The organism is Nocardia sp. NPDC005366, assembly GCF_040606855.1.
Classification (GTDB): Bacteria; Actinomycetota; Actinomycetes; order Mycobacteriales; family Mycobacteriaceae; genus Nocardia.
Window position 1 is genome coordinate 120,670 of sequence record NZ_JBEXFQ010000005.1, and the last position, 23,578, is coordinate 144,247.

At 65.9% G+C, this 23,578-nt stretch carries 20 protein-coding genes; 9 read left to right on the forward strand and 11 right to left on the reverse strand.

Annotated features, from left to right (window positions below; all coding sequences use genetic code 11):
* Positions 1-26: 26 nt before the first annotated feature.
* The 3 genes from ABZS43_RS08025 to ABZS43_RS08035 all read right to left on the reverse strand — a co-directional run bounded on the left by ABZS43_RS08025 (position 27) and on the right by ABZS43_RS08035 (position 1,148).
* Positions 27-350 carry a hypothetical protein gene (locus ABZS43_RS08025; RefSeq protein WP_355035086.1) on the reverse strand — a complete coding sequence of 108 codons (324 nt, stop codon included), beginning with the start codon at positions 348-350 and terminating at the stop codon, positions 27-29.
* A gap of 166 nt (positions 351-516) precedes the next feature.
* Entirely contained in the window at positions 517-825 is a 309-nt protein-coding gene (locus ABZS43_RS08030; protein ID WP_355035087.1) for a DUF6802 family protein, read from the reverse strand.
* Between the two features lie 131 nt (positions 826-956).
* Positions 957-1,148: a PspC domain-containing protein gene (locus ABZS43_RS08035; RefSeq protein ID WP_355035088.1), complete on the reverse strand. Its 192-nt coding sequence runs from the start codon at positions 1,146-1,148 to the stop codon at positions 957-959.
* A gap of 220 nt (positions 1,149-1,368) precedes the next feature.
* Here ABZS43_RS08035 and ABZS43_RS08040 point away from each other — a divergent pair, with 220 nt between their 5' ends.
* Entirely contained in the window at positions 1,369-3,012 is a 1,644-nt protein-coding gene (locus ABZS43_RS08040; RefSeq protein ID WP_355035089.1) for an ABC-F family ATP-binding cassette domain-containing protein, read from the forward strand.
* A 59-nt stretch (positions 3,013-3,071) separates the two neighbouring features.
* Here the strand turns inward: ABZS43_RS08040 and ABZS43_RS08045 are convergent, their stop codons facing one another.
* The 7 genes from ABZS43_RS08045 to ABZS43_RS08075 form a co-directional block, all read right to left on the reverse strand.
* On the reverse strand, positions 3,072-3,689 hold the full coding sequence (locus ABZS43_RS08045; protein WP_355035090.1) for a hypothetical protein: 618 nt from the start codon (positions 3,687-3,689) through the stop codon (positions 3,072-3,074).
* 240 nt (positions 3,690-3,929) lie between these two features.
* The gene (locus ABZS43_RS08050) at positions 3,930-5,252 is read right to left on the reverse strand and encodes a deoxyribodipyrimidine photo-lyase (RefSeq protein WP_355035091.1); all 1,323 of its coding nucleotides are present in this window, start codon (positions 5,250-5,252) and stop codon (positions 3,930-3,932) included.
* 479 nt (positions 5,253-5,731) lie between these two features.
* A complete protein-coding gene (glmM, locus tag ABZS43_RS08055) occupies positions 5,732-7,108 on the reverse strand; it encodes a phosphoglucosamine mutase (RefSeq protein ID WP_355035092.1) in 1,377 nt (458 codons plus the stop codon).
* Between the two features lie 151 nt (positions 7,109-7,259).
* Positions 7,260-7,775 carry a 30S ribosomal protein S9 gene (gene rpsI / locus ABZS43_RS08060; protein ID WP_355035093.1) on the reverse strand — a complete coding sequence of 172 codons (516 nt, stop codon included), beginning with the start codon at positions 7,773-7,775 and terminating at the stop codon, positions 7,260-7,262.
* A complete protein-coding gene (gene rplM / locus ABZS43_RS08065; RefSeq protein ID WP_355035094.1) occupies positions 7,772-8,215 on the reverse strand; it encodes a 50S ribosomal protein L13 in 444 nt (147 codons plus the stop codon). Before rplM ends, rpsI begins: the two co-directional genes overlap by 4 nt.
* A gap of 144 nt (positions 8,216-8,359) precedes the next feature.
* Positions 8,360-9,949 carry a hypothetical protein gene (locus ABZS43_RS08070; RefSeq protein ID WP_355035095.1) on the reverse strand — a complete coding sequence of 530 codons (1,590 nt, stop codon included), beginning with the start codon at positions 9,947-9,949 and terminating at the stop codon, positions 8,360-8,362.
* A gap of 73 nt (positions 9,950-10,022) precedes the next feature.
* Positions 10,023-12,596, reverse strand: a complete 2,574-nt coding sequence (locus tag ABZS43_RS08075) for an FHA domain-containing protein (RefSeq protein ID WP_355035096.1) — start codon at positions 12,594-12,596, stop codon at positions 10,023-10,025.
* 136 nt (positions 12,597-12,732) lie between these two features.
* Here ABZS43_RS08075 and ABZS43_RS08080 point away from each other — a divergent pair, with 136 nt between their 5' ends.
* Positions 12,733-14,154 (forward strand): metallopeptidase, encoded by a 1,422-nt coding sequence (locus ABZS43_RS08080; RefSeq protein WP_355035226.1) that lies wholly within the window; start codon positions 12,733-12,735, stop codon positions 14,152-14,154.
* Between the two features lie 17 nt (positions 14,155-14,171).
* On the opposite strand, the gene ABZS43_RS08085 is transcribed toward ABZS43_RS08080, so the two are convergent.
* Positions 14,172-15,485, reverse strand: coding sequence for an FHA domain-containing protein (locus ABZS43_RS08085; protein ID WP_355035097.1), 1,314 nt, complete (start codon positions 15,483-15,485; stop codon positions 14,172-14,174).
* Positions 15,486-15,680: 195 nt separating this feature from the next.
* Here ABZS43_RS08085 and ABZS43_RS08090 point away from each other — a divergent pair, with 195 nt between their 5' ends.
* The 7 genes from ABZS43_RS08090 (at position 15,681) to ABZS43_RS08120 (ending at position 23,496) form a co-directional block, all read left to right on the forward strand.
* Positions 15,681-16,886: a hypothetical protein gene (locus tag ABZS43_RS08090; protein ID WP_355035098.1), complete on the forward strand. Its 1,206-nt coding sequence runs from the start codon at positions 15,681-15,683 to the stop codon at positions 16,884-16,886.
* A 148-nt stretch (positions 16,887-17,034) separates the two neighbouring features.
* Complete coding sequence (locus ABZS43_RS08095) at positions 17,035-18,240, forward strand: hypothetical protein (protein WP_355035099.1); 1,206 nt, start codon at positions 17,035-17,037, stop codon at positions 18,238-18,240.
* Positions 18,233-19,435 carry a hypothetical protein gene (locus tag ABZS43_RS08100; protein ID WP_355035100.1) on the forward strand — a complete coding sequence of 401 codons (1,203 nt, stop codon included), beginning with the start codon at positions 18,233-18,235 and terminating at the stop codon, positions 19,433-19,435. Before ABZS43_RS08095 ends, ABZS43_RS08100 begins: the two co-directional genes overlap by 8 nt.
* Before the next feature lie 14 nt (positions 19,436-19,449).
* The gene (locus ABZS43_RS08105) at positions 19,450-20,667 is read left to right on the forward strand and encodes a hypothetical protein (protein WP_355035101.1); all 1,218 of its coding nucleotides are present in this window, start codon (positions 19,450-19,452) and stop codon (positions 20,665-20,667) included.
* Between the two features lie 162 nt (positions 20,668-20,829).
* The gene (locus ABZS43_RS08110; protein WP_355035102.1) at positions 20,830-22,446 is read left to right on the forward strand and encodes a serine/threonine-protein kinase; all 1,617 of its coding nucleotides are present in this window, start codon (positions 20,830-20,832) and stop codon (positions 22,444-22,446) included.
* A gap of 400 nt (positions 22,447-22,846) precedes the next feature.
* Positions 22,847-23,176 carry a WXG100 family type VII secretion target gene (locus ABZS43_RS08115; protein ID WP_355035103.1) on the forward strand — a complete coding sequence of 110 codons (330 nt, stop codon included), beginning with the start codon at positions 22,847-22,849 and terminating at the stop codon, positions 23,174-23,176.
* Positions 23,177-23,205: 29 nt separating this feature from the next.
* The gene (locus ABZS43_RS08120) at positions 23,206-23,496 is read left to right on the forward strand and encodes a WXG100 family type VII secretion target (RefSeq protein ID WP_355035104.1); all 291 of its coding nucleotides are present in this window, start codon (positions 23,206-23,208) and stop codon (positions 23,494-23,496) included.
* Positions 23,497-23,578: the final 82 nt, after the last annotated feature.

Consider the following 23,578-nt stretch of genomic DNA (forward strand, 5'->3'; position numbering starts at 1 on the left):
GCCTACGGCGTGGAATATCGCGAAGCTCATCCGAGGTCGACCGCCGCTGCGGCTATCCGCTTCACGTTGCTGTCGTCGACGGAGGCATAGGTGCCGGCACTCGAACTCAGCTGAGCTCCGGTCTTATCGACAGCCGTCTGCCAACTCTTCAGCCATGTCGCGACGCGACCGATTCCCCCGGCGACCTTCGTACCTTCGGCGGCGTACGCTCGACCGGCCTGTCCCGGCCCGAACGTCCAACCTTCGACATCGGCCGTCTTACCTCCGACGATGGCGGCCGATGTCTGGAGGTTGCTACCGATCTTCCCCAGCGTGGTCGGGTCCACCGTTACCTGTCCGCCAGTCGACACGAGAATCCTCCATCCGTCTCGCAAAACCGTCCGTCATCGGGCAGCTCTGACGGCCGGGAGCCGCCATACCATTTGGACGTCCCCGAGAAGAGTTCGGTTCCCTCGAATCCCGATCCGTCGGCCGCTCATCGGCAATTCGGAAGCGACCGACACCGCCGAGCGACGCCTACTTTCCGAGTTTTCCCTGGTCCGTGCGAACCCACCCCGAAGTCCCATCCGGATGGTGATGGAACTCCCAGGCGGCGTAATCGCCGTCTTTCTCGACGACGGTGACGTGATCGGCGATGCCGTCGTGGTCGTAGTCCGTCCAGACCTGCATGGCATCGTCACCGGTGGTCGTCTCGGTGTCGAGGATGCCGTCGCCGTTGATGTCCTGGGTGGGGTGGTTCAGTTCGACGGGGCCGAGCCCGTCCAGCGAAGACGAGATATCGATGTCGGGTAGATCCAGGCCTGCGAACTCGCCCGATGTGATCATGACTCCTCCTCGACGAACTCGTGTGACGACGCTGTGGACTTCGCCATGCGGTGGACTCCCCCTGCGCGATGAGACCACACCATCCTGTCATCCACGAGTCCACGGCGCAGCCCCTTACCGGGTCGGGGTAGTCACTTTTTCGGGATGATCAGCCACAACACCAGATACAGGATGAACTGCGGGCCGGGAAGCAGACAGGACAGGACGAACAGCAGACGCACGACATTGGCGTTCCAGCCGAAGTATTCGGCGATGCCGCCGCAGACTCCTGCGATCCAACTGTCGCCGGTAGAACGGGTGAGGCGGCGAACGGGTGCGGTCATCGGAATCCCTTTCGGAGTCGGTCGGTACGACAACAACTCTGCTCCGTGCGGGAGCGCGGCGCATCGGTCCGATAACCGATCTCGACCCTGATTTCCGTGACGTCGGACTCAGGGTGCGACCCCGACAACCCCGACAACGCGGAAGCGCGGCGACAGCGAGTCCGCTCGCCCGGACCGACCGGGTGCGGAGGCCCCGGACGAACACGGCAGACTTCTTGCGGTGAGCACCACTCTGCATGCGCGCGGGCTGTCGGCGGGACACGGCGAACGCACCCTGTTCGACGATCTCGATCTGATCCTCGCGCCCGGTGACGTGATCGGCCTTGTCGGCGTGAACGGCGCGGGAAAATCGACTCTGCTGCGTATGCTCGCCGACCGCGACGCTCCTGCGGGCACCATCGCCTTGAGCCCTCCCGATGCGACGGTGGGCTACCTCGCGCAAGAACCTGAGCGCGTGCCAGGGGAAACGGTGCTCGAATTTCTCGGCCGCCGTACCGGCGTAACCGAAGCCCAGCACGCCATGGACGCGGCGGCGCAGCGACTGGCCGAGGGCGGCGACGATGATTACACGCCCGCCCTGGAGCGGTGGCTGGCCCTCGGCGGCGCCGACCTGGAACAGCGGGCCGAGGAAGTCGCGGCCGATCTCGGTCTGACCGAATCGCTGGCCGGCGGCCTCGATACCCCGATGACCGGTCTGTCGGGCGGACAGGCCGCTCGAGCCGGATTGGCGTCGGTATTGCTGTCGCGCTTCGACATTCTGCTGCTGGACGAGCCGACCAACGATCTGGATCTGGACGGGTTGGCCCGGCTCGAGCAGTTCGTGAACGGTCTTCGGGTGCCGCTGATGGTGATCAGTCACGACCGAGAGTTCCTGGCACGCACCGTGAACGGGATCGTGGAGCTGGATCTGGCGCAGCGACAGGTCGGCATCTACGACGGCACTTACGACTCGTACCTGGCCGAGCGAGCGATCGCCCGCCAGCACGCCCGTGAGGCCTACGACGAGTTCGCGGATACCAAATCCGGTCTGGAGGCGCGGGCTCAGATGCAACGCAACTGGCTCGAGCACGGGGTGCGCAACGCGCGGCGCAAGGGCAAAACCGATTCGGATAAGGCCGGACGCAAGATGCGCGCCGAATCCACCGAGAAGCAGGCGGCCAAGGCCCGCCAGACCCAGCGCCGGATCGAACGCCTCGACGTCGTCGAGGAACCGCGCAAGGAATGGGAACTGCGGATGTCGATCGCCGCGGCCCCGCGCAGTGGCGCGGTGGTCGCCACGCTGACGAATGCTGTCGTCACGCGCGGAGATTTCACCCTCGGCCCTCTCACGACCCAGGTCGACTGGGCCGATCGGATCGTACTCACCGGCGCGAACGGCTCGGGTAAATCCACGCTGCTCGCGCTGCTGCTCGGCAAGCTGGGCCCGGATAGCGGGACGGCCGCGCTCGGCTCCGGCGTCGAAATCGGCGAGGTCGATCAGGCACGCGAACTGTTTCGCGGCGGCGCCCCGCTCGCCGAGACTTTCGGCACCGAGATGCCGGACTGGCCCGATGCCGAGGTACGGACGTTGCTGGCGAAATTCGGCCTTCGCGGACAGCATGTCACCCGCGCCTGTGAAACCCTCTCCCCCGGTGAACGCACCCGCGCCGCGCTCGCGCTCTTGCAGGCGCGCGGGGTGAATCTGCTGGTGTTGGACGAGCCGACGAACCATCTCGACCTGGTTGCCATCGAACAGTTGGAGCAGGCTGTCGAATCCTTCACCGGCACACTGCTGCTCGTCACCCACGATCGCCGCATGCTCGATGCGGTCAGTTCCACCCGCCGTTGGCGCATGGACAACGGGCAGCTCATCGAGGACCGATAGCAAGGCGCAGGCCGTCGCCGAGTCCGGATACTCCGTGTTCGCCATCGGGAACACCGGGCTCACTCGCCGCCGACGGCGGCCGAGACCGCCCGCGTCGGGACGCAGCGCAACCACTCCGCGCCGGGCAGTACGCCCACCGGCGTTCCCGAACGCAGCAGGCCGATCAATTCCGCCGCCTGCCCATACCCGCGCCGCCCGCGGTGCCTGCACACTTCCTGCGCCAACTCACGCAGTGAAATACCCCGCTCGACAGCAGCTTCCAGCGTCGCCGAGGCGACCGCCGGGCTGGTAGTCCTTGCGACGTCGACGGCGGTGCGCGCCGCGGTGGTGGTCAGCGTTCCCCTGATCAGTTCGAGCTCTGCGGCATCGGCGTGATCGCGGTGGACGAACAACTGCGCCGACCGTGCCGCGCGGGCGCCGAGCACATGTGTTGTCCGCGTGTCGGACACCGAGAATCCGTGTAGTTGCGCCGCGGTCTCGTAGGCAGCGGTCACCGATACGAGCCCGGTCGTCAATCGCGCGGCTTCCACCCGCAATTCCGGCACGGGCGGCGTGCCCGCCTCGCGGTAGACGCCGCGGAAGACCCGCACCCACTCCCCGCGGTCGACCAGCCTGCGCATTTCGCCCCTGGTGTACTCGCAGAGCACCTGCCACACGGCGAATGCCCCGAATTGCATATCTCGTGCCTGTTCCAGTCCTGGTCGCATGGGCCGAGTCTGGCCCTCGGCCGCGCCGCCGCCGTCGGACCGACCTGCGCGAACAACAGGTCTGTGGATAACTCGGGACCTGTGGATTACCGGCCGGTCCCTCACGGGGGGCCGACGGCGACCGGGGCGATCGGGCGATGCTTCGGACGCTCTCGCCGAGGGCGATACCGAGTGCGGCCGGTCGGCGTGCGTCGAAATCGCCCGGTCGCGCTACATGCCGACGCAGTCGATGATCGGTGCGGGATAGCCTGTGGTGCTACTGTTTTCACGCCAGGGCCGATGCGCCGACGCGCCTGGCAATTCGGCGACCTCCGGCACCCACCTGCGCACGTACACGCCGTCGGGATCGAAGCGTTCGGCTTGCCGCAATGGATTCAACACCCGGTTCGGCCTGGTGTCGGTGCCCGTTCCAGCCACCCACTGCCAGTTCAGCTGATTATTCGCGATATCCGCGTCCACCAGCCAACGCAGAAAATGCGCCGCTCCTATCCGCCAGTCCACCCGCAGTGATTTCGCCAGGAAACTGGCCGCTATCAACCGCGCCCGCCCCGGCATCCACCCCTGCTCCCGCAATTGGCGCATGCCCGCGTCGATGATCGGATAACCGGTGCGGCCGTCGCACCACGCCTCGACGGCCCCCGGATCGTCGCGCCACCGGATCGACCTGTCGCGGTAGTCCTTCCACGCGACGGAAGGACGGGCCGCGAGCAGTTGGTGATGAAAGTCCCGCCAGGCCAATTGGCGTGCGAACGCCAATCCGCCTTCATCGGACACATCCGTCCGATGCAATACCTCCGACGCCGAGAGACAGCCGAAATGCAGATACGGCGACAGGTGCGAGGTGGCGTCCGCGACGAGGTCGTCACTGCGCCCGGCGTAGCCCTCGATGGGTCCGGCCAGCCACTGCCGCAGCAGTTCGCGCCCCGTCGTCTCGCCACCGACGGCCAGTTCGGGCGATGGTGCGCCCGCACAGATCGAGCCCGCCACCGGCACGTTCCCGGCCGCGATCCTCGGCAACGTCATCGCCGACGGCCGCGAGAGCGGGGCCCGCCGGTGCACGTCTATCCACCTGCGGAAATACGGTGTGAACACCGCGAAATGATCACGACCTGTTGACGGCGCCACCGCCTCGGGTTCCACCGTCATGATGGAGGCCTCGTGCACACGCAGCTCACATCCGCGCCGCGCCAAGCGCTCTCGCAGCGCGCTTTCACGACGCCGGCTGTATCCGCTGACATCGGCCGCGATATGCACGACGCCCGCGCCGACCTGCTCGACGACCCGATCGACCTCCTCGGCCACCACACCCCGGCGCACCACCAGTCGGCCGCCCATTCCCCGCAGTTCGCCATCGAGTTCGGCGAGGGCGGCGGCCAGGAAGGCGGCACGATTGGGGGTAGCCGCCCGGCCCGAGAGGATCGTCTCATCGAGGACGAACAGCGGAACCACCCGCTCGCCGCGGCATCCGGCGGTCAGGGCGGGATTGTCGTGCACTCGCAGATCCCGGGTGAACAGCACGATACTCACGGTCATCGGATATCGACCATGCCGTCGCACCTCTTTCACTGGAAAGTGTCATCGCAGAACGCATTTCGCGCGACGACCACGAGGGTCGCGCCGCGACAGCAGTGGGCGGCTCAGCTTCTACCGGTACGGCGCGACCCTCGCGGGCGTCGCGCTGCGGAACGCGCGATCCCCTGGGGCAAGCCCATGGTAGCCGATGAACGATGCATATTCGATGCACAAGACGAAAGAGGCCGCGCGCAACCCTCGAGGCCGCCGATCACAGTCACCCACTCGACGTTCTGACGAATCAGAGCTACGGCCTCTGCGACACCTCGAGGTCGCAAGCGCGACCCGGCCGGTTCGGCGGTAAGGCCCCGACGCCTCCTCGCCGAATCGACACAAGCAATTCGAGGCGTAATCGATGCGTCTGTCAGGCGTGACGTATAGCCCAGGCGCAATCCGCCCCGCATCCGGACACCGAAATCCGGCGACGCGTCAGACCCGGCCTACACCGAAGCGACACGCTTGGCCAGATCATCGGCCAACTGCCGCGCCTGCACCGGATCGGTCGCCTCGACCATCACCCGAACCAGTTGTTCGGTTCCGCTGGGCCGCAACAGCACTCGGCCGGAATCCCCGAGAATCCGCTCCGCTTCCCGCACCGCGTCCAGCACCTCGGGCGCGCGAGCTACCAGGGATTTATCTGTCACCGGCACATTCACCAGCACCTGCGGCACGGTCTGCAGCACAGCGGCAAGGTCCGACAGCGTGCGGTGGGTCTGCGCCATCCTCGACATCAGCGTGAGCCCGGTGAGGATGCCGTCACCGGTGGTGCCGAATCGGGGCAGCACCGTATGCCCGGACTGCTCGCCGCCGAGGGTGTAGTTGCCGCGGCGCAATTCCTCCAGCACGTAACGGTCGCCGACGGCGGTGGTGCGCAACGTGATTCCGGCCTCACGCATCGCGATATGCAGGCCGAGATTACTCATGACGGTGGCGACCAGCGTGTTGTCGGCCAGTTCACCCGATTCCCGCATGGCGATGGCGATGATCGCCATGATGGCGTCACCGTCGACGATCTCTCCGCTCGCGTCCACCGCGAGACAGCGATCGGCGTCTCCGTCGAGCGCCAGACCGAGATCGGCTCCGTGTTCGCGTACCGCGTGCTGGACCTGCTCCAGATGCGTGGATCCGCAGCCGTCGTTGATATTGAGGCCGTCGGGTTCGGCGTTGATGGCGATCACGGTCGCGCCCGCCTCGCGGAAGGCCGCCGGGCCCACCTCGGATGCCGCGCCGTGCGCGCAGTCCAGGACGACGGTCAATCCGGTCAGATCCTGCCCGGTCGCCTCGACCAGGTGCTCGACATACCGTTCGTGCGTGCCCTCGAGGCTGTATTGACCTGGGATGGCCAGACCGTGGTCGCGTGCGCCGGAGGCATTGAGCACCCGCCCGATACCCGCGCCGGTCGGCCGATTCGGCGCGCCGTCGGCGATCAACGCCTCGATCTTGTTCTCGACCGCGTCATCGAGTTTGCGCCCGCCCGCGGCGAAGATCTTGATGCCGTTGTCCGGCATGGGGTTGTGCGAGGCGGAGATCATCACACCGAGGCACGCGTCGTAGAGCCCGGTGAGGTAGGCGACGGCGGGCGTCGGCAGCACCCCCACCGAGAGCACGTGCACCCCGGCTGCGGTCAGCCCCGCGGTCACCGCGGCTTCGAGCATCTCACCCGAGGCACGCGGATCGCGGCCGACGACGGCGAGCGCCCGTTTCTTTCCCCTGCTCAGGATATGCGCCGCCGCTCCCGAAACCGCGAGCGCCAGCTCCGGACTCAACGACTCATTGGCCAGCCCACGGACTCCGTCGGTGCCGAACAAACGTCCCATAGTCGTGTCCCTCGTTCCCCTTCATCGGGAATACAGCACGAGAGCAGGCAACCAGCGGTGCTGGAAACCTGCTCTCATACAGCTGCCGCGCCGACCATACCGCCACCGGCAGCCCGAAGGCGCCGGATGACGGAGGCCGACGATGCCAAAATCAGCGCTTCGAGTACTGGGGCGCCTTACGCGCCTTCTTCAGACCGTACTTCTTGCGCTCGGTGGCACGCGGGTCACGCGTCAGGAAGCCCGCCCGCTTCAGGGCGGGGCGATCGTCCGGGGTGACCTCGATCAGCGCGCGGGCGATCGCCAGACGCAGGGCGCCTGCCTGACCGGACGGGCCGCCGCCGTGGAGGCGGGCGTGGATGTCGAAGTTCTCGGTGCGCTCGACGGTCACCAGCGGGGACTTGACCAGCTGCTGGTGCACCTTGTTCGGGAAGTAATCCTCGATGGTGCGGCCGTTGAGCACGAAGTTGCCGGAGCCGGGGGTCAGCCGCACGCGGACGACGGCTTCCTTACGACGGCCGACGGTCTGCACCGGACGGTCGATGAGGGCCGGGGCGTAGGTGGCGGGCTCGGCCTCGTAGCCGTACTCCTCCTCGACGACCTCGACGGTGCCATCGGCGTCGAAGGTCTCCTCGACGGCCTCTTCGGTGTATTCCTCGGGCGCGGTCACTGGGCCACCTGCTTGATCTCGAACGGAATGGGCTGCTGAGCGGTATGCGGATGCGTCGGGCCCGCGTAGACCTTCAGCTTGCTCGCGATCGCGTTGCCGAGCTTGTTCTTCGGGATCATGCCCTTGACGGCCTTCTCGACCAGCCGGTCGGGGCGGCTCTCCAACACCTGACCGACAGTGCGCGACTTGAGGCCGCCCGGATGCCCGGAGTGGTGGTGGATCAGCTTGTCCGCCTTCTTGTTGCCGGAGATGGCAACCTTGTCGGCGTTGATGATGACGACGAAATCGCCACCGTCGAAGTTCGGGGCGTAGGTCGGCTTCGTCTTGCCACGCAGCAGATTCGCTGCCTGGACGGCGAGACGGCCGAGCACTACGTCAGTGGCGTCGATGACGTACCACTGACGGGTCACGTCACCCGCCTTGGGGCTGTACGTAGGCACAGTGCTTCCCTGTCTGTAGTCGGTGTTGCCGGCCACGGCGCGCGATCGAGGCTGTTCCCGGCGGCCGGTGGAGACCCGGGCCTCGGTGATGCCGCACGCCGACGAGCCACGATACCAGGAAGGTATGGCTCCCGAAGAATCGCCTCAGATCTCGACCGGTGGCCCGGGATCGCTCGCGCCCGGCCTGCCGGGGACCACGAACCGCAGGTTGTCCACGCTCGGTTGGGCGCATTCGGAATCGGCGTCACGAGCCCGCGCTACGCCCGAACCGGGCTCCGCGCCCACGTACGGAGTCGTCGCGCACGCGAGCGGATCGGACGAATTCGCCAGTTCGACATCGTCCCGATGCTGCGGGAACGCGACCACCGCCAGCACCACCGCGCCGACTACGGCGTGAGCGCCGAAGAGATTGTCCCTGATCTTGTTCCACCGCTTGCCCTTGCGGGCGCCGGACTCGTCGTCCTCATCACCGGCGGGCGGGCGGGCCTGCCACTGCTCGAGACGAGCCTGCTCCGGTGTCGGATAGGGCGATCGGGGTTCGGACGGCGGCGTGGTCCGCTGCTCGTCGGGAGCATCCGGCGGCCGTGTGAAACGACTGCCGAGTTCGGCGAGATCGGGCGGAAGACCGCGTGACAAATCCTCACGGGTGACCCTGGTCGTCGGTTCCTCGCTCGGCGCGGGCTCGGGCGGCACCGTCGGATATCCGGGACCGTAGACGACCGCGGGCGGTGTACGTGGTTCGGTCGCCCGCTGCGGGGGCTCGACCGGTCGCTGCGCGGGCATCGCCTGCTGCCGCGCGGCCTCGGCCTGCTGGCGCGCCACCATCGGCGGCGGTGCGTCGTGGCGCGCGGACGGCGGATCGGTATGCCCCGGCTCCGGCGCGGCCGATTCGGCATCGGTCACCAGCAGATGAGTGGCCCCGAGTACCAGGGCGTGCATGGGATGGTCGGCCACCTGCAATCGGTGTCCGAGGTGGTTCTGGAACGCGAGCCGCAGCGCGTCGTTGAAGCACACATTGCCGCAGAGCAGCACCGTCGAGGTGTCCGCGCCGATCGCGCGGGCCGCGGCCATCACCTCGATCACCACGTTGTCGGCCGAGCGCGCGTCGCGCATGGCTTCGGCGGTGACCGGGACGTCCACCGATTCGGTCGGCTGCTCGTCGTCCCCGTGCACCGCGACGACGAGCATGGTGCGGCCGTCGGAGTACACGCCGGTGGCGCCCACCCCCCTGGGATTGCGATCGTCGGGCGCGCGGACCAACCCCAGCGCCCGCACGTAACCCGACAGCGCCACACTTTCCGGCAGTGGCTCGACCGCCACATCGAGTTGTTCCACCAACTCGGCGTAGATGTCGATCCTCTCGTCCGGCCAGCCGTCCGGGTACGGCAGCGCCACCACGTCGGGCTTGCCGCGCAGGTATTGGCCGATGGCCGCGAGCGGGTTGTACATCCGCGCGCGAAACACCAGTTCCGCAGGCCATGTCGCGCCCGCGACCACGATCTGCGGATGCCCGAGAATGTCACGCACATCGGCGATGGCCATCCCCAGATCCGGCCGTTGCCGCTCCACACCGGCGGTATGCAACCGACCGGAAGAGTCGGCCAGCAGATAGGCGGGCGGCGTATACGTCCCTTCCACCTGAACAGGGCGGATCGGTGTCCCCGCACCGCCCGCAGCCACCGACACCACATCCCAGCCGAGATGCACTGCCCCTACTCGCACCGTCACAGGCATAAGTGTGCCTGGTACGTGAACGTCGTGCTCGCGATCCCCGCCATCGCGACATCGCCGAACCGATCGAATCCACTCACGTCGTCGACTTCTTCAATCGCAGCCTGCTCCAGGTGAATACGGCAAGTATCACGGTGATCACCACCAGCAACGAGATATCGAGGATCCAGGTTCCCGCCGTGTGATCCCACAGCCCGTCCGGTTGCGCGTTGAGGAAGATTTCCCTGATGTTCACCGTCGACGCACCTGCCGCGTAACCCCATCGGGAGGGGAACAGCCAGGAAGCCTGTTCCAGCCCCGGCCGGTCGGTCACCGGGATCAGTCCGCCCGCCATGACCAACTGGACCATGATCATCACCACGAGCATCGGCATGACCTGTTCGCTGGACTTCGCCAGACTCGACAGCAGCAGACCGAAGACCACACAGCAGACCGCGGTCAGCGCGATATCGACATACAGCTCGACGCTGCCGGAGGGAATCACCGATCCGGCGCCCGGCGGTTTCTTGCCGATCAGCGTGATCACGACGAGCACGGCGGCCTGTAGGAAGGCCGTCACGCTGAAGATGGCGATCTTGGCCAGCAGGTACGCGGAAGGCAACAGCCCGACCGCACGCTCCCGATAGAAGATGGTGCGCTCGCCGACCAGGTCTCGCACCGTGAGAGTGGCTCCCATGAAACAGGCCCCGAGTATCAGCACGACCAGTAGTTGCTGGGCCTCGGCGCCACCGGAGGGGGTAATGGCGCCGCTGACCGGATCCTGGACCAATCCGCCGGCGGTGAACCCGTTCTTGCCGGGAACAACCAGCGAAAGCACGCCGAGAATGAACGGCAACACCAGGAGGAAGGTCAGATACCCCCGATCGGCGAAGATCAGGCGCACCTGTCGGCGCATCAGCGTGGAGAACTGTTTGAAACCGCTGGCGCGCGGCGGACGGCCCGCTGCCCCCGCTCGGGCGGGCGCGGGGGGAGGCGGCGGTGGAGTGAATGCCTGACGGGACCGATAGGCGGCGAACGCCTGGTCCGGATTGGCCGCCACATTCGCGAAGATCTCGGCCCAGTCGCTGGTGCCGAGCGCTCCACCGACACCGGCGGGATGGCCGCAGAACGCGGTCTTGCCGCCCGGTGCGAGCAGCAGGACCTGATCGCACATATCGAGGCAGGCGACCGAATGCGTCACCACGATGACGACGCGACCCGCGTCGGCCAGTTCGCGCAGCATCACCATGACCTGACGGTCCAGCGCCGGGTCGAGGCCCGAGGTCGGCTCGTCCAGAATCAACAGCGAAGGGCCGGTGAGCAGTTCGAGCGCTACCGACGCGCGTTTACGCTGACCGCCCGAGAGTCGGTCGACCCTGGTGTCGGCGTGTTCGGTGAGCGACAGTTCCTTCAGCACACCGTCGATCACCTTCTGGCGATCGGCCTTGCTGTTGTCGGGCGGCAGCCGTAGTTCCGCGGCGTAGCCGAGGGCCTGACGGACGGTGAGTTGGCGATGCAGCACATCGTCCTGCGGGACCATGCCGATCCGGGAACGCAGGGCCTCGTATTCGGCGTGCAGGTTGCGACCCTCGAAACTCACCACGCCACCGGAGGGCTGGGTGCTGCCCGCGATGAGTTTCGACAGTGTCGACTTGCCCGCGCCGGACGGTCCGATCAGCGCGGTCAGGGTGCCGCGCCCGGCCTGCATATTCACGTCGACGAGCAGTTGTTTGTTGTTCTCGACGGTGAATCCGACACCGTGCACATTCAGACCCTGCTCGGCGACGGGCTTCTGCCGATGCGCCAGCGCGCCCTGCTGGACGACGAAGTCGACATTGCCGATCGTGACGATGTCGCGCTCGCGCAACACGGTGCGCTGCTGGCGGGTGCCGTTGACGAAGGTGCCGTTGGCGGACCCGAGGTCCTCGATGGTCAGCCCCTCCGGGGCGGCGACCAGCCTGGCGTGTTTACGCGACGCGAGCGGATCGTTGACGACGATCTGGTTGTCGGTGGTGCGGCCGATGGCGAGCCCACCGGGCGGCAGGCGATCGGCGCGCGCGATCGGCGAGGTCGACGGCCTGGCACGTAACGGCGGCAGCGCCGAGGTGTCCGCCTTGGTCGTCATATTGAAATTCGGCTGCGGGGGAACCGGCGGCTGCGCCGCGGACTGGGGCGGCTGGGGCGGGGACTGCTGCGGTATCGGTGGCTGCGACGCCGACTGCGGCGGCACCGGAGGCTGCTGCGCCTGGCGTTGGGGCTGGCCGGTACCGGGCCGGTTCGGATGCTGATAATTCGGCCGCTGCGCCTGCTGCGGCTGCGAGACGGGAGGCGTCATCGGGCGCTGCTGATGAACTGGCGGCGCCGAAGGCAGCAGATGCAGCAGCGGGCCGCTGATCGCGTCGCCGAGCCGAACCTGGGTCGGGCGATCGACCGATACCGGCTGACTCAACCGCCTCGCGTCGACGAACACGCCGTTGGTACTGCCGTTATCGGTGAGAACCCAGCCGCTCCCCTGCCAGGCGAGAGTCGCGTGCACCCGCGAAACCAGTGGACTGTCCACGAACAAGGTGACCTCTGGTGCGCGGCCCATGGTGATCTTCTGACTCGAATCGAAGACCCGTTCGGTTCCATCATGGCGCACGGTGATGGTCTGCGCCCCCGGTGAAGACATGCAGCGGATACTATGCCATCACCCGGACATCGGCGGTGCCCCCGACGCGCCTTTTCGTCCCGATCCGGCGCCCGACGCGAACGTTACACCGGCCGACTTAGGGGGAGCCTTGCCGAAACTCCTGGCGAACGCGGTCATGACAGCACTGCTCTGCGCGACAGTGCTGCTGGCGGGCTGCACACATCTCGTGGCCGGACGCGCGGTTTCGGTCTACGACGATCCGTTCAAGGTGGCCGGACTGCCGACGACGAGCGGCCCCAGCGGCCCGCGGGCGAATGTTCCCGACACCACTCTCACCGCGGCCAACGGCGACGGCGGGGCCGCGGACACCCTCGCCCTCAACGCCGTCGACGATATCCAGACGTTCTGGCGCGCCGAATACCCCAAATACTTCGACGGCGAATTCGTTCCGGTGGACCGACTGCTGTCGTGGAACGCCAAGGCGCCGCGCAGTCAGGCCAAGGAGTTCTGCAAGGAGACCACCTACCACCTGGTCAACGCCGCCTACTGCCGACTCGACAATTCCATCGGGTGGGACCGCGAAGTGCTGTTGCCGAGTATGGAGGAGACCTTCGGCAAAATGGCCGTGGTCATGGTGCTCGCCCACGAGTACGGCCACGCGATCCAGAACATGGCCAAAATCGTCGACTCCAAGGATCCGGTGATCGTCAAGGAACAGCAGGCCGACTGCTTCGCGGGCGCGTTCATGCGTCACACCGCCGAGGGCAAATCTCAGCATTTCACCATCAACACCTCCGATGGCCTGAACTCGGTGCTGGCCGCGACCGTGGCCATCCGTGACTCCGACCCCGACGATCCGGAAAGCGTGCACGGCTCGGCCTTCGAGCGGGTCACCGCCGTGCAGATCGGTTTCACCGACGGCGCCGAGGCCTGTAGAGGCATCGACATCGACGAGATCAATTCGCGGCGCGGCAATCTCCCCCAGTCGTTCAACGGCGACTACAACCGCGGCGAGTATCCGATCGACAAGACCACTTTGATCGAGCTCAGCAAGGCGCTCGCCGCGATTCTCCCGGTGAAGAACACCCCGACCTACGATTACAGTGGCGCGAAGATCGACTGCCGCGACGGTGTCACGACCGAGCCGGTGTCCTATTGCCCGATGAGCAACACCATCGCCACCGATATTCCCGCCTTGGCCGAGCGCGGGACCGCCGATACCGAGGAAGCCGACAATCCGTTGCCGCTGAAAGTGACCGGCGACTACAACGGCTACGTGGTGTTCATCGCGCGCTACACCCTGGCGGTGCAACTCGGACACGGCCAATCGCTGGTCGGCGCCAAGGCCGGACTCCGCGCCGCATGCCTGGCAGGCGTCGTCACCGGCAAGCTGGCCAACCCCGATCGCACACGTGCGGACGGCGACATCACACTCGCGGCGGGTGACCTCGACGAGGCGGTGTCCGGCCTGCTCACCGACGGTTTGGCGGCCAGCGACGTCCAGGGCAAGACCGTGCCGAGCGGTTTCGCCCGCGTCGACGCCTTCCGCGCGGGCGTCCTCAACGGCGAGAACACCTGCATATCGAGGTATTCGTAGTCCGAGGACCGGCCCCGTCAGCCGCCGAACGGCGGGGGCGCGGCGGGCTCGTAACGCAGCACCCGGTTGCCGATCATCACCTCGGTGCCCTGGACCAGGATCATCGGCTGGTTCGGGGTGAGCCTGACCCAGTCGCGGTAGCCGGGCAGTCGGGTGCGGGTGCCGTTGGTCGACCCCCGATCCACCACGGTCACATCCCAATTCACCAGGTGGATCTCGGCATGCGCCCGTGACATCCCGCCCGAGGAGTCGTCCACTTTCAGAGGGATCAATCCGCGCTGCGCGGCATCGGAATGCTCGGGATCGCGCCCGATCACCGCGTCCGCGGCCAGCATGTAGGTCATGCCGTCATCGAGGACGAGCATGCCGAGCGGCGGTCGGACCACCTCGATCAAATGCTGCGTCTGGTCGACCGGCATTCCGCAGACGGTGCAGAACGCGGAACGGGGATCGCTGGGATGGGCTCGCGCGCACTTGAATCCCAGCACTTTGACGGTGAGCGCGGTCGCCTTCGCCGTCGCCTCCAGACGGCGCTGCAGATCCGGGTCGGGACGTGGCGCCGGATTGGTTCCGCCGAGCTGGGTCAGCGCCTGATGCGGATCGGGCTGGTCGGCCACCGAATCCAGCATCGACGTCGCCGCCTGGGTAGCGGTGATATGCGGCGTGGGCTCCGGAGTCGGTTCCGGTCGCGGCTGCCGACGAGGTTCGGGATCAATCCGCGCGGTCGGCAACGGCGTCCTCGGATGTCGCGCACCCGCGCCCGCCCCGACGTGCTCGCCACCGCCGGAACGACTTCCGTCCGACCACACGATCGCGCCCCCCGCCTGCGCGATGCCCTCGACCAGCCAGCCGATCCCCCGGCCCGCGGGCAACTCGGGGATACGGCCATCGGCGTCATCGATGAACAACGCGACCGCGCGGGACGGAATCGAGGCGACCCGATCGACGGTGAAAGCCGCATCGCTGCCGCGGAACCGCTCGGTGCGACCGGAATCCTCGAGCACCGCCGTCACCGCGCCGTGCAAGAAGATCGCCATCCCGCCGCCCTCGGCCGAGGACAGGATGCCGAAATCGATCGGCACCCCCGGGCTTATCTGCTCCGCGTACTTCATCAACCAGCGCGTCGCCTGACGCGCCACGATCGCGCCCGGACCTTCCGGCTGCTGCTCGACGGCATCACGCACCAGTCCGGCCAGCGATTCCACGGCGAGGGCGGTGGGCGATTCCGGGGTGAGCTCCTCGCTGCCCCGATGCGCGACCAGCACCACCGCGCCCGCGACCCGGGCGACCGCGTGATTTCCGACGACGACTTCGACCTGCCGATCCTTCAACGGAATCCGCCTCGAACGCGGGCCGGGGTCGTCGCCATACCAACCAGGGTAGTGCGCTCCCGGCGGTGAAGTACGCGTTGGTCGCGATCGGCCACGGCACGCCCGGGCAGATCGCGATCGGGCGGTATCGGTCGCTCTCCCCGGCATCGGTCCGGTAACTTCGAGGGCATATACGGGAGGAACGAGGGGCCTGTCATGGTTCGGACTTCGCGCATCGCACTGGCGGCGACATGCGTGCTGGTGACGGGGGTGCTGAGCGCGTGCGGCGGCATATCCGGAACCGCCGTTCCCGGGGAATTGGACGTGCGGAAACTGGAAGTCGGCACCTACCCGGTCGACGCCCACGACTACGACCAGGACTCCTCGGGCAAGGGCCCACTGCTGGAGGGCATGCGGATGGCCGACGCCGTCGTGCCGACCGTCCAGATCGACTCGTCACTGAAATTCGGCCGCGGCAGCACGGTGCTCGCCGACGCCGCCGAAGCACTCGACTTTCTCGCCGACGAATCGGCGCCGGTGCTCAGCAACCGCAAATACGTCACCGGCTTCGTCGCGCTCGGCGCCGACAAACCCGACCTGGTGGGCGAGACCCACCCACCGGCGGACGCCACCATCGTGACCACCGCTGTACTCCGCTTCCCCGACGAGGCCTCCGCCAAACTGGCAGCGCGCGAACTCGAGGACGCCGACCTCAGCGTCTCCCCCGACAATCGCAAACTGCCCTCGACCAAATACCCGGACGCGTACGTGCATTGGCGACCGGGCGTAGCGGATGTCGGAGCGTTCCACGCGCACAGGGAATTCGTGATCTCGCTGTACATCCAGCGTCCCCGCGCCGACAGCACCGACCTGCTCAACTGGGTCGACCGCACCCTCGCCGCGCAGGTACCCGCCCTCGACACCTTCCGCCCGACACCGGTCGACCAGCTCGACACCCTGAAAGTCGACCCGGAAGGAATGCTCGCCCGCGTCGCCGTCGCCGACCGCAAGGGCCGCTCCCCCGACGCCGACTCCTTCGCCGTCTACGGCCCGAACCACGGAATCCACTCCGCCGACGACGAATCCGTCATCCAGAAATTGTTGCAGGACACCGGAGTCGAGAAAATCGCGATAGTCGACGCGGGCACGGTCATCCGAGTTCGCGATCTCGACGCGGCCCGAGAACTCATCGACGGCCTCATCAGCGCCATCGGCGACGATTTCGACCCCATCACCGCACCCACCGACGTGCCCGGCGCCAAATGCCTGCAGCTCAACAGCCAAGGGGATCTGGAACGCAACTTCAAGTACCGCTGCTATGTCCCGTACAAACGGTATGTCGGGTTGGTGACCAGCGATAAGGAGCCGGACGTTCGTCAGAAGGTGGCGGCGCAGTACGCATTGCTGGCCAATAGTCTCTGAGAACCAGGCGCGGGCGTGCGACCTGTCGGTGCAGTAGGATCCGCCGGGAAGTACGGAAACGGAGGGGGGAGCGGAAGGGCGCCGAGTGAGCGCCCGAGGTGGCTTCGCCAGACGCGACGCTGACCGACCGCGCCCGAACGGGGGGGACATGAAATTTTCAGTCGGGGCTGGAGCACTGCTCGCCGCCACGATCGTGGTGACCGCCGGTTGTTCGGCGAGTATCGCCGGAAGCCCGCGACCTGGACTGACACCGGTCGACGTCGCGACATTGAAGACCGGGGGGTATACGCCGGAACCGTTGGAATTCGAACCTGATCTCAGTACGCCTGCCGATCTGTATTTGATCGAATCGAGGCGAATGCTCGGATATCTCGTACATCCCGCGGATATCGACAAAGAGCTGTCGGTGGCGGGAAATGTTCGTTTCTTCTCCCACCCCGAGGCTCCGTTCACCTACGAACTGCTTCCAGACAAGTACCGACCCGCTACGGTCGACAACAATTTGCTGGCCGGAGTGTATGTCTCCCGAATCAACGACAACCTGCGGAGCAGGAAGAAGTTGATCGTCTCCGTCTTGCGCTACTCGACCGACGCGGTCGCGACGAAGGCCGCAGAGGATTTCGAGCGCATCACCTACGAGGAGGCTGGCAGGCATGCGATCCCGATCGCGGGCAATCCTGCCGCACGAGCATCCTCAGCCGACGATGTCACCGCCGTGTCCTTCATCGCCCGAGGGCCGTTCGTCGTCATCACGAACGCGGGTGTGCCACAGCCCGATCAGAGTGCCCTCGCGCGCGTCATCGAGGCAACCATCGACCGCCAGTTCACACTGCTCGATCAGCTGAAACCCACCCCATGGGACGATATTCTCGATATTCCGCTCGATCCCGACGGCATCATGCGACGCGCCCTGCCCAAAGCACCGGATTACAGCGACCCGTTCGTGTTCGACCAGGACTTCGGGGCCCACTCCCCCGCAGGCGAATTGCATTTCGAGCGCAACCCGGTCGAGGTGAAGAAGGCCTTCGAGGAAAGCGGCGTTGATCTGGTCGGCCGACGCGGCGGAATCGTCTACCGCACGCGGGATCTGCCTGCCGCGTTCCGCCTCCAGTCGGCGCTGGTCATCGCCGGAAAGAACGACGAGGTGCTGGATCCACCACCGGGGTTACCCGATGTTCGTTGTCTACGCCTCGATTCAGCGGATCTCGTGCGGTCATTCGATGGGCTCTGCGCTGTGGTCTACGGACGATACGTCGCCGTGGTGATGTCCAAGTCGCCGATGACCAGCCGGATCGACCACCCTCTGTATCAGCGTGCGGCTGCTCAATATGCGATCCTGGCCAAGAGTGAGTGAGGTAGCCGTGCGAGTCCGATACAGCCTGCTACTCAGCCTTGTCACCGCCGCTGTCACTGCGACAACAGGCTGCGGTGACGCGCAGTCGCCGACACCGGCCGTCGACCTCTCGAAACTGGACTCCGGCAACTACCAGGCGGTTCCACGCGAACGGCAGGAGTTGCGGGCGCCGAAGTATGGACCGCTGCTGGAAGCCGTCAGAATCGGCGGCGCGACGCCGCTGATCCTCGAGTCGGACGACAAGTTCTCGTTCCAGCGGTACTCCAGCCCCGAACGACGAGTCGTGCCGGACTCGCTGCCCGCCCTCTATTCCATGAACGCCGCCGAATTCACCGAACTCACCCAGGGGTTCATCACTGGGTGGACCACCAGTGCCGAACGGCGCAAACAACCGTTCCTCGGGCGCATGCTCACCGTGCAAACCCTGCGGTTCACCGACGCGAGCGCGGCCGAGACCGCAGGGCGGAGACTTGCCGAACGGCAGGCCCAGAACCTGCCTGGTGAGTCCGTGTCGATCACCGGCTTCCCCCAGGCGCGTGCCAAATGGTCGCCGACCAAGAAATACGTCGACGCGTGGCTCGTGCACGAATCTCTGGTGCTCTATGTACATATGGACGATCCGGTCAGCGAGCCCGCCGAGCCGGCGCCTCTGATCGAAACGGTGCACGCGGTCCTCGGCAACCAGGTCGAGGCGCTGAAGAGCTACACCCCCACGCCGGTGGATCAATTCGGGTCTCTGCCGATCGACGTAGACGGCCTACTCAGCCGGACTCTCCCTTTGGAAGACAGTCAGAAGGCGAAAGGCTACGACCAGTCGACGGTGCTGCCGGGGCGAGCGGCACTGCACTACGAAACCAGTCCGGCGTCCTCGAAGATCGCGTTCGAAGACGCCGGCGTCGACCTCGTCTCGTATTCGGGTGCGCAGGTATACCGCGCACGGGACAGCGCGGGCGGAGCACGCCTGATGGCAGCCATGATCGCTCAGAACTCCCGTGGCTGGCAGCAGGTGGAGAGCCCGCCCGGCCTGCCCACTGTCGAATGCTTCGAAACCAAGGACAAGAAGGTGAATTCGAGTCGGTACCCCCCGACATGCTTTATCCCCTATGACAGGTTCGTCGCCCGGATCACCGGCACGAACGTCCAGGAAATGCGTCAAAAGGCCGCAGCCCAGTACAAGCTGCTGGCATTCAAGTGACGGGAGTCGGCACGATGAGATCGCGACCGATTCGCATCGGCTGCGCGTTGTCCACCGCAGTAGCTATGGCCATCGGCATCGCGGCCTGTGGTTCGGAGATATCCGGCACCCCGGTTCGGGTCCAGCCGGATATGTCGCGGCTCGACGTCGGCAACTATCAGAGCCGACCGCGTACCGTCGGCAACGCCAGAAGCGAAAAACAGGCCCGCGCGCGGGAATCCCAGCGACTCGGCGATTTCGTCGCGCTCCCCTTCGAGGCCGATCCCGCCTATGTCGAGGACGCGTGGTTCGTCCGTCCTCATATCGTGCTGAACCGGAAGACGCTGGGCAACCTGGTTATCAATGACACCTTCGATGACGTCGCCGCCGATCTGGTCGCCGGATGGGTCAACGCGTGGTCTACGGGCGGCGATATCGAGGCCCCTCGGCGCACACTCGATATCGCGGTCCTCATGTTTCCCGACGCCGCCACCGCGAAATCGGTCGGTCCCACACTCGAGCACGACGATTCCACCTACAACCGCGACAACGAACCGGTGACACTGACTCGTCACCCCGATAGCGCCGCGCACTGGCGGCCGGGCATCGGATCCATCGGATCCTGGACCGTGCACGACCGATACGTCATCTTCATCAAGGTCGTCGACGACATCTCCGGCCCCGACCTGCCCGCGCTCACAGATCAGGTCGAGCGCATGCTCGACGTTCAGATTCCACTGCTGGACAAGTTCCAGCCGACACCAGCGGGTGAGCTCTCGCGGATACCACTCGACCCGCCCGGACTACTAGGGCGCACGCTGCCGAGCGATCCCGAATCGCCGTTCCGGCCCGAACCGGACGGCCTGTATGGCGGCCGTGGCGCACTGTCGCTGTTGCGGCAGAGTTCCGAGAACACTTTGTCGCTGTTGGAGAAGAGCGAGATCGATCTCGTGTCGTTCGGCGACGCCGTGGTCTTCCGCAGCAGGTCCGCGAAGGGCGCTGATGCGCTGTGGCAGGAGTGGCGGCTGTCCAAGGATCTCGAATCGAACACCAAGATTGTCGATGCCCCCGCCGGTCTCACCGACAACACCGAATGTATGGCGGAATACATCGGTTCCGGCGACAACCAGACTCTCGTCGGCAATCTGTGCATGATGCGTGTCGACCGATACATCGTGCAGTCTCGGAGTAAACAGTTGCCGGACCTGCATCAGAAAATGTCGGCTCAATACGCCCTTTTGACAAGCGGATGAGCGGCATAGTGCGATCGGCTGATCGTGTGGCGCCGCCACACGGACCGAACGCGAAGCACGGGAGCGTGGACGGCGCTACGCGGTCGAATACTCAGCGACGGCTTGCTAGATTCTCCCCGAAGGCTCGTATGCCGGGCATTCGACATCGTTGAGGAGGACCGAATGGCGTTGCGGCCCGGCGCGATCGTAGGCGGATACCGGGTGCTGCAGACTTTGGGTAGCGGCGGGATGGGCACGGTATACCTGGCGCAGAATCCGATTCTCCCGCGCCGTGACGCGCTGAAAGTGCTCAGTTCCGACCTGTCGACCGACCCCGAGTTCCGTGCTCGTTTCGAGCGAGAGGCCAATCTCGCCTCCGGACTCGACCATCCGAATATCGTCGCGGTCTACAACCGCGGCGAGGAGGACGGCCAACTCTGGATAGCCATGCAGTACGTCGACGGCACCGACGCCGCGGAGGAGGCCAGGAGAGGGCCTGCGGCGATGCCCCCAGAACGCGCGTTGCGCATCGTCTCCGAGGTCGGCAAAGGGCTCGACTACGCGCATCGGCGTGGGCTTCTGCATCGAGATGTGAAACCAGCCAACTTCCTGATCTCTGCTCCCGACGGAGCCGATGAGGAGCGCGTGCTGCTGACCGATTTCGGTGTCGCCAAATCGTCGGACGACGGTCAAGATCTCACGGCGACGGGCAATTTCATGGCAACGGTCGCCTACGCGCCGCCCGAACAACTGGTCGGTTCCAGCCTCGACCCGCGCTCCGATATCTATAGCCTCGGCTGCGCGTTCTTCCGACTGCTCACCGGCCAGAATCCGTACCCGTCGACGTTACCCGCCGTGGTCATGATGGGGCACCTGCACGAACCACCGCCGAAGCTCAGCGCGGTTAGGCCCGGCCTCCCCGCAGCTCTCGACAAGGTGATCGAGAAGGTGATGGCCAAGGATCCCGCAGACCGCTACCCCACCTGCCGTGAATTCGTCCAGGACGCCGAAGCGGCGTTATACGGTGCCGCACAACATCTCCGGGCTCCCGTCTCGTATCCGGCCACCGATCCACAGAATTGGTATACCCCACCGGTCACCGACGCCGGAACACCCTTCCTCCCACCGAATACGGATCCGCGTTCGCAGCTCGTGCGGCATCCGACCGAATCCGGCGCGCCTATCACGCAACACAGTCAGGCGGAACCCACTGACCAGAGTCTGGTGGCCACGGTCCGCCGTGGAAGCCGATCGCGAGCGCGCGGACTACTGGTGCCGGTGGTACTCGCCCTCGTCCTCGCGGTGGCCGTCGCCACGGGCACCTTCCTGTTCGTCACCCGAAATTCCGATACATCGAAATCCGGCGGCACTCAACTGGCCGATGTTCGTGAAGCTCATCCGCAGTTCGACGGAAAAACCATCACCGCACTGAATTTCGGAAATGGAACACTAACCGCAGTTCTGACTCCCAGCTCGCAAGCCGAATTCCTCCACAATATCGGCTTTCGCTACAGCACCAAGTACAAGGCCGTCGGTGACGAGAAGTCGCCGCGCCCACTGTCGCCCAATGGAAATTCCTCGGATATCGATTCCGAGATAGTCATCGTGCTGCGCACGGACAAGGCCGCCGGCAACGGCGGCTTCCGAGGATTGCCCACAGGTATCGCGAACAGTTCGGCGAAAATCGTTGTGGTCGACAAACTCTCGACCATCCAGGCGTTCCAGGTGTGGACCGATCAATCGACCGGGGTGTTGATCGACGAACTGGTTCCTGTCATCGCCGAGGTCGTCACGGGCTAGCGCTCACGGATGCGCTTGCGCGGCATCGCCGATGGGTTTGACCTGCTGACGACCGTTGTCGCCGGGTGAATAGCTGGTAGCGCGACACGACACCATTCGGTAGGGTGATGCCCAGCCAGCCCACTCGCCAGTTCAGGTGGTAGCGAGCAGGGGGAAGGAGGGGAGCGATAGCGCTGGCGCGACCGTCGCAACGGCACCGCGGTCGAGACGTTCGGGGGGAACTCATCCTTACCCTCCCCGTCGGTGCAGCCGGTCGACTACGCGCAGGCTTCGCGCCGCGAGGGTTCCAGCAGATTCTCAGAACTCGATGGAACCGATCCGGCATAGGGCGCGTCCAACCATATGAACAGGGTCAGCTCTGACTTCGGGCACCGACCATGAGCAGGAGGAGGAAGCCGCAATGGCGGACAATGTGAAGGCCGATAGTACAGTCATCGCGCAAAAGGCCAAGGAGTTCCAGGAGCAGCACAACAACCTGATGATCGCCATCAGGACGCTCAAGGCCGACGAAGACAACGTCACCAACGGCGCCAATTGGCAGGGTCAGGCCCGCGATGCCTTCAACGCGTTCATGGAGCGCTACTACTTCCAGGCCGACAAAATGAACGACAAGCTGATGGAGACCTCCGAGAAGCTCGTCAAGATGAGCGGCTCGTTCCAGGATCAGGACGACTCCTTCTCCTCGAAGGTGAACGCCCAGATGTCCAGCCTCGACCTGCCGCCGGTCTAAATCCGAACCACTCGTAAGGAGTCCGAATCATGAGCAAGCCCATCTCCGCTAATTTCTCGGGTGTCGAGTCCGGAGCGCAGCAGATCATCAAGCGCGCCGAGGGCATCGGTCAGGAACTCGACGCCTTCCACAAGAAGGTCGAAGAGTACGTGGCCACCTACGGCGCCGGTGCCGCCAACGATGCGTTCAGCGAACTGCAGCGCACCTGGCAGACTCACGTCCAGCAGCTGAACGACACCCTGACCGGTGCCGCCCAGCTTGTCAGCACCGGCAACTCGGAGCTGCAGAGCACCGACTCCGCGCTCGCGGGTCTCTTCTGAGTTTCGACTCGAAACCGCTCGTGCCCCCGACGATTTCGTCGGGGGCACGAGCCTTTTGGGGGACCGATGGGGTGCGCTGCCG

Coding starts and splice junctions, on each gene's coding strand:
- ABZS43_RS08095 (WP_355035099.1), top strand. CDS start 17,035: ATGAAATTTTCAGTCGGGGCTGGAGCACTGCTCGCCGCCACGATCGTG.
- ABZS43_RS08120 (WP_355035104.1), top strand. CDS start 23,206: ATGAGCAAGCCCATCTCCGCTAATTTCTCGGGTGTCGAGTCCGGAGCG.
- ABZS43_RS08080 (WP_355035226.1), top strand. CDS start 12,733: ATGACAGCACTGCTCTGCGCGACAGTGCTGCTGGCGGGCTGCACACAT.
- ABZS43_RS08110 (WP_355035102.1), top strand. CDS start 20,830: ATGGCGTTGCGGCCCGGCGCGATCGTAGGCGGATACCGGGTGCTGCAG.
- ABZS43_RS08115 (WP_355035103.1), top strand. CDS start 22,847: ATGGCGGACAATGTGAAGGCCGATAGTACAGTCATCGCGCAAAAGGCC.
- ABZS43_RS08075 (WP_355035096.1), bottom strand. CDS start 12,596: ATGTCTTCACCGGGGGCGCAGACCATCACCGTGCGCCATGATGGAACC.
- ABZS43_RS08090 (WP_355035098.1), top strand. CDS start 15,681: ATGGTTCGGACTTCGCGCATCGCACTGGCGGCGACATGCGTGCTGGTG.
- ABZS43_RS08030 (WP_355035087.1), bottom strand. CDS start 825: ATGATCACATCGGGCGAGTTCGCAGGCCTGGATCTACCCGACATCGAT.
- glmM (WP_355035092.1), bottom strand. CDS start 7,108: ATGGGACGTTTGTTCGGCACCGACGGAGTCCGTGGGCTGGCCAATGAG.
- ABZS43_RS08070 (WP_355035095.1), bottom strand. CDS start 9,949: ATGCCTGTGACGGTGCGAGTAGGGGCAGTGCATCTCGGCTGGGATGTG.
- ABZS43_RS08105 (WP_355035101.1), top strand. CDS start 19,450: ATGAGATCGCGACCGATTCGCATCGGCTGCGCGTTGTCCACCGCAGTA.
- ABZS43_RS08050 (WP_355035091.1), bottom strand. CDS start 5,252: ATGACCGTGAGTATCGTGCTGTTCACCCGGGATCTGCGAGTGCACGAC.
- ABZS43_RS08045 (WP_355035090.1), bottom strand. CDS start 3,689: ATGCAATTCGGGGCATTCGCCGTGTGGCAGGTGCTCTGCGAGTACACC.
- ABZS43_RS08035 (WP_355035088.1), bottom strand. CDS start 1,148: ATGACCGCACCCGTTCGCCGCCTCACCCGTTCTACCGGCGACAGTTGG.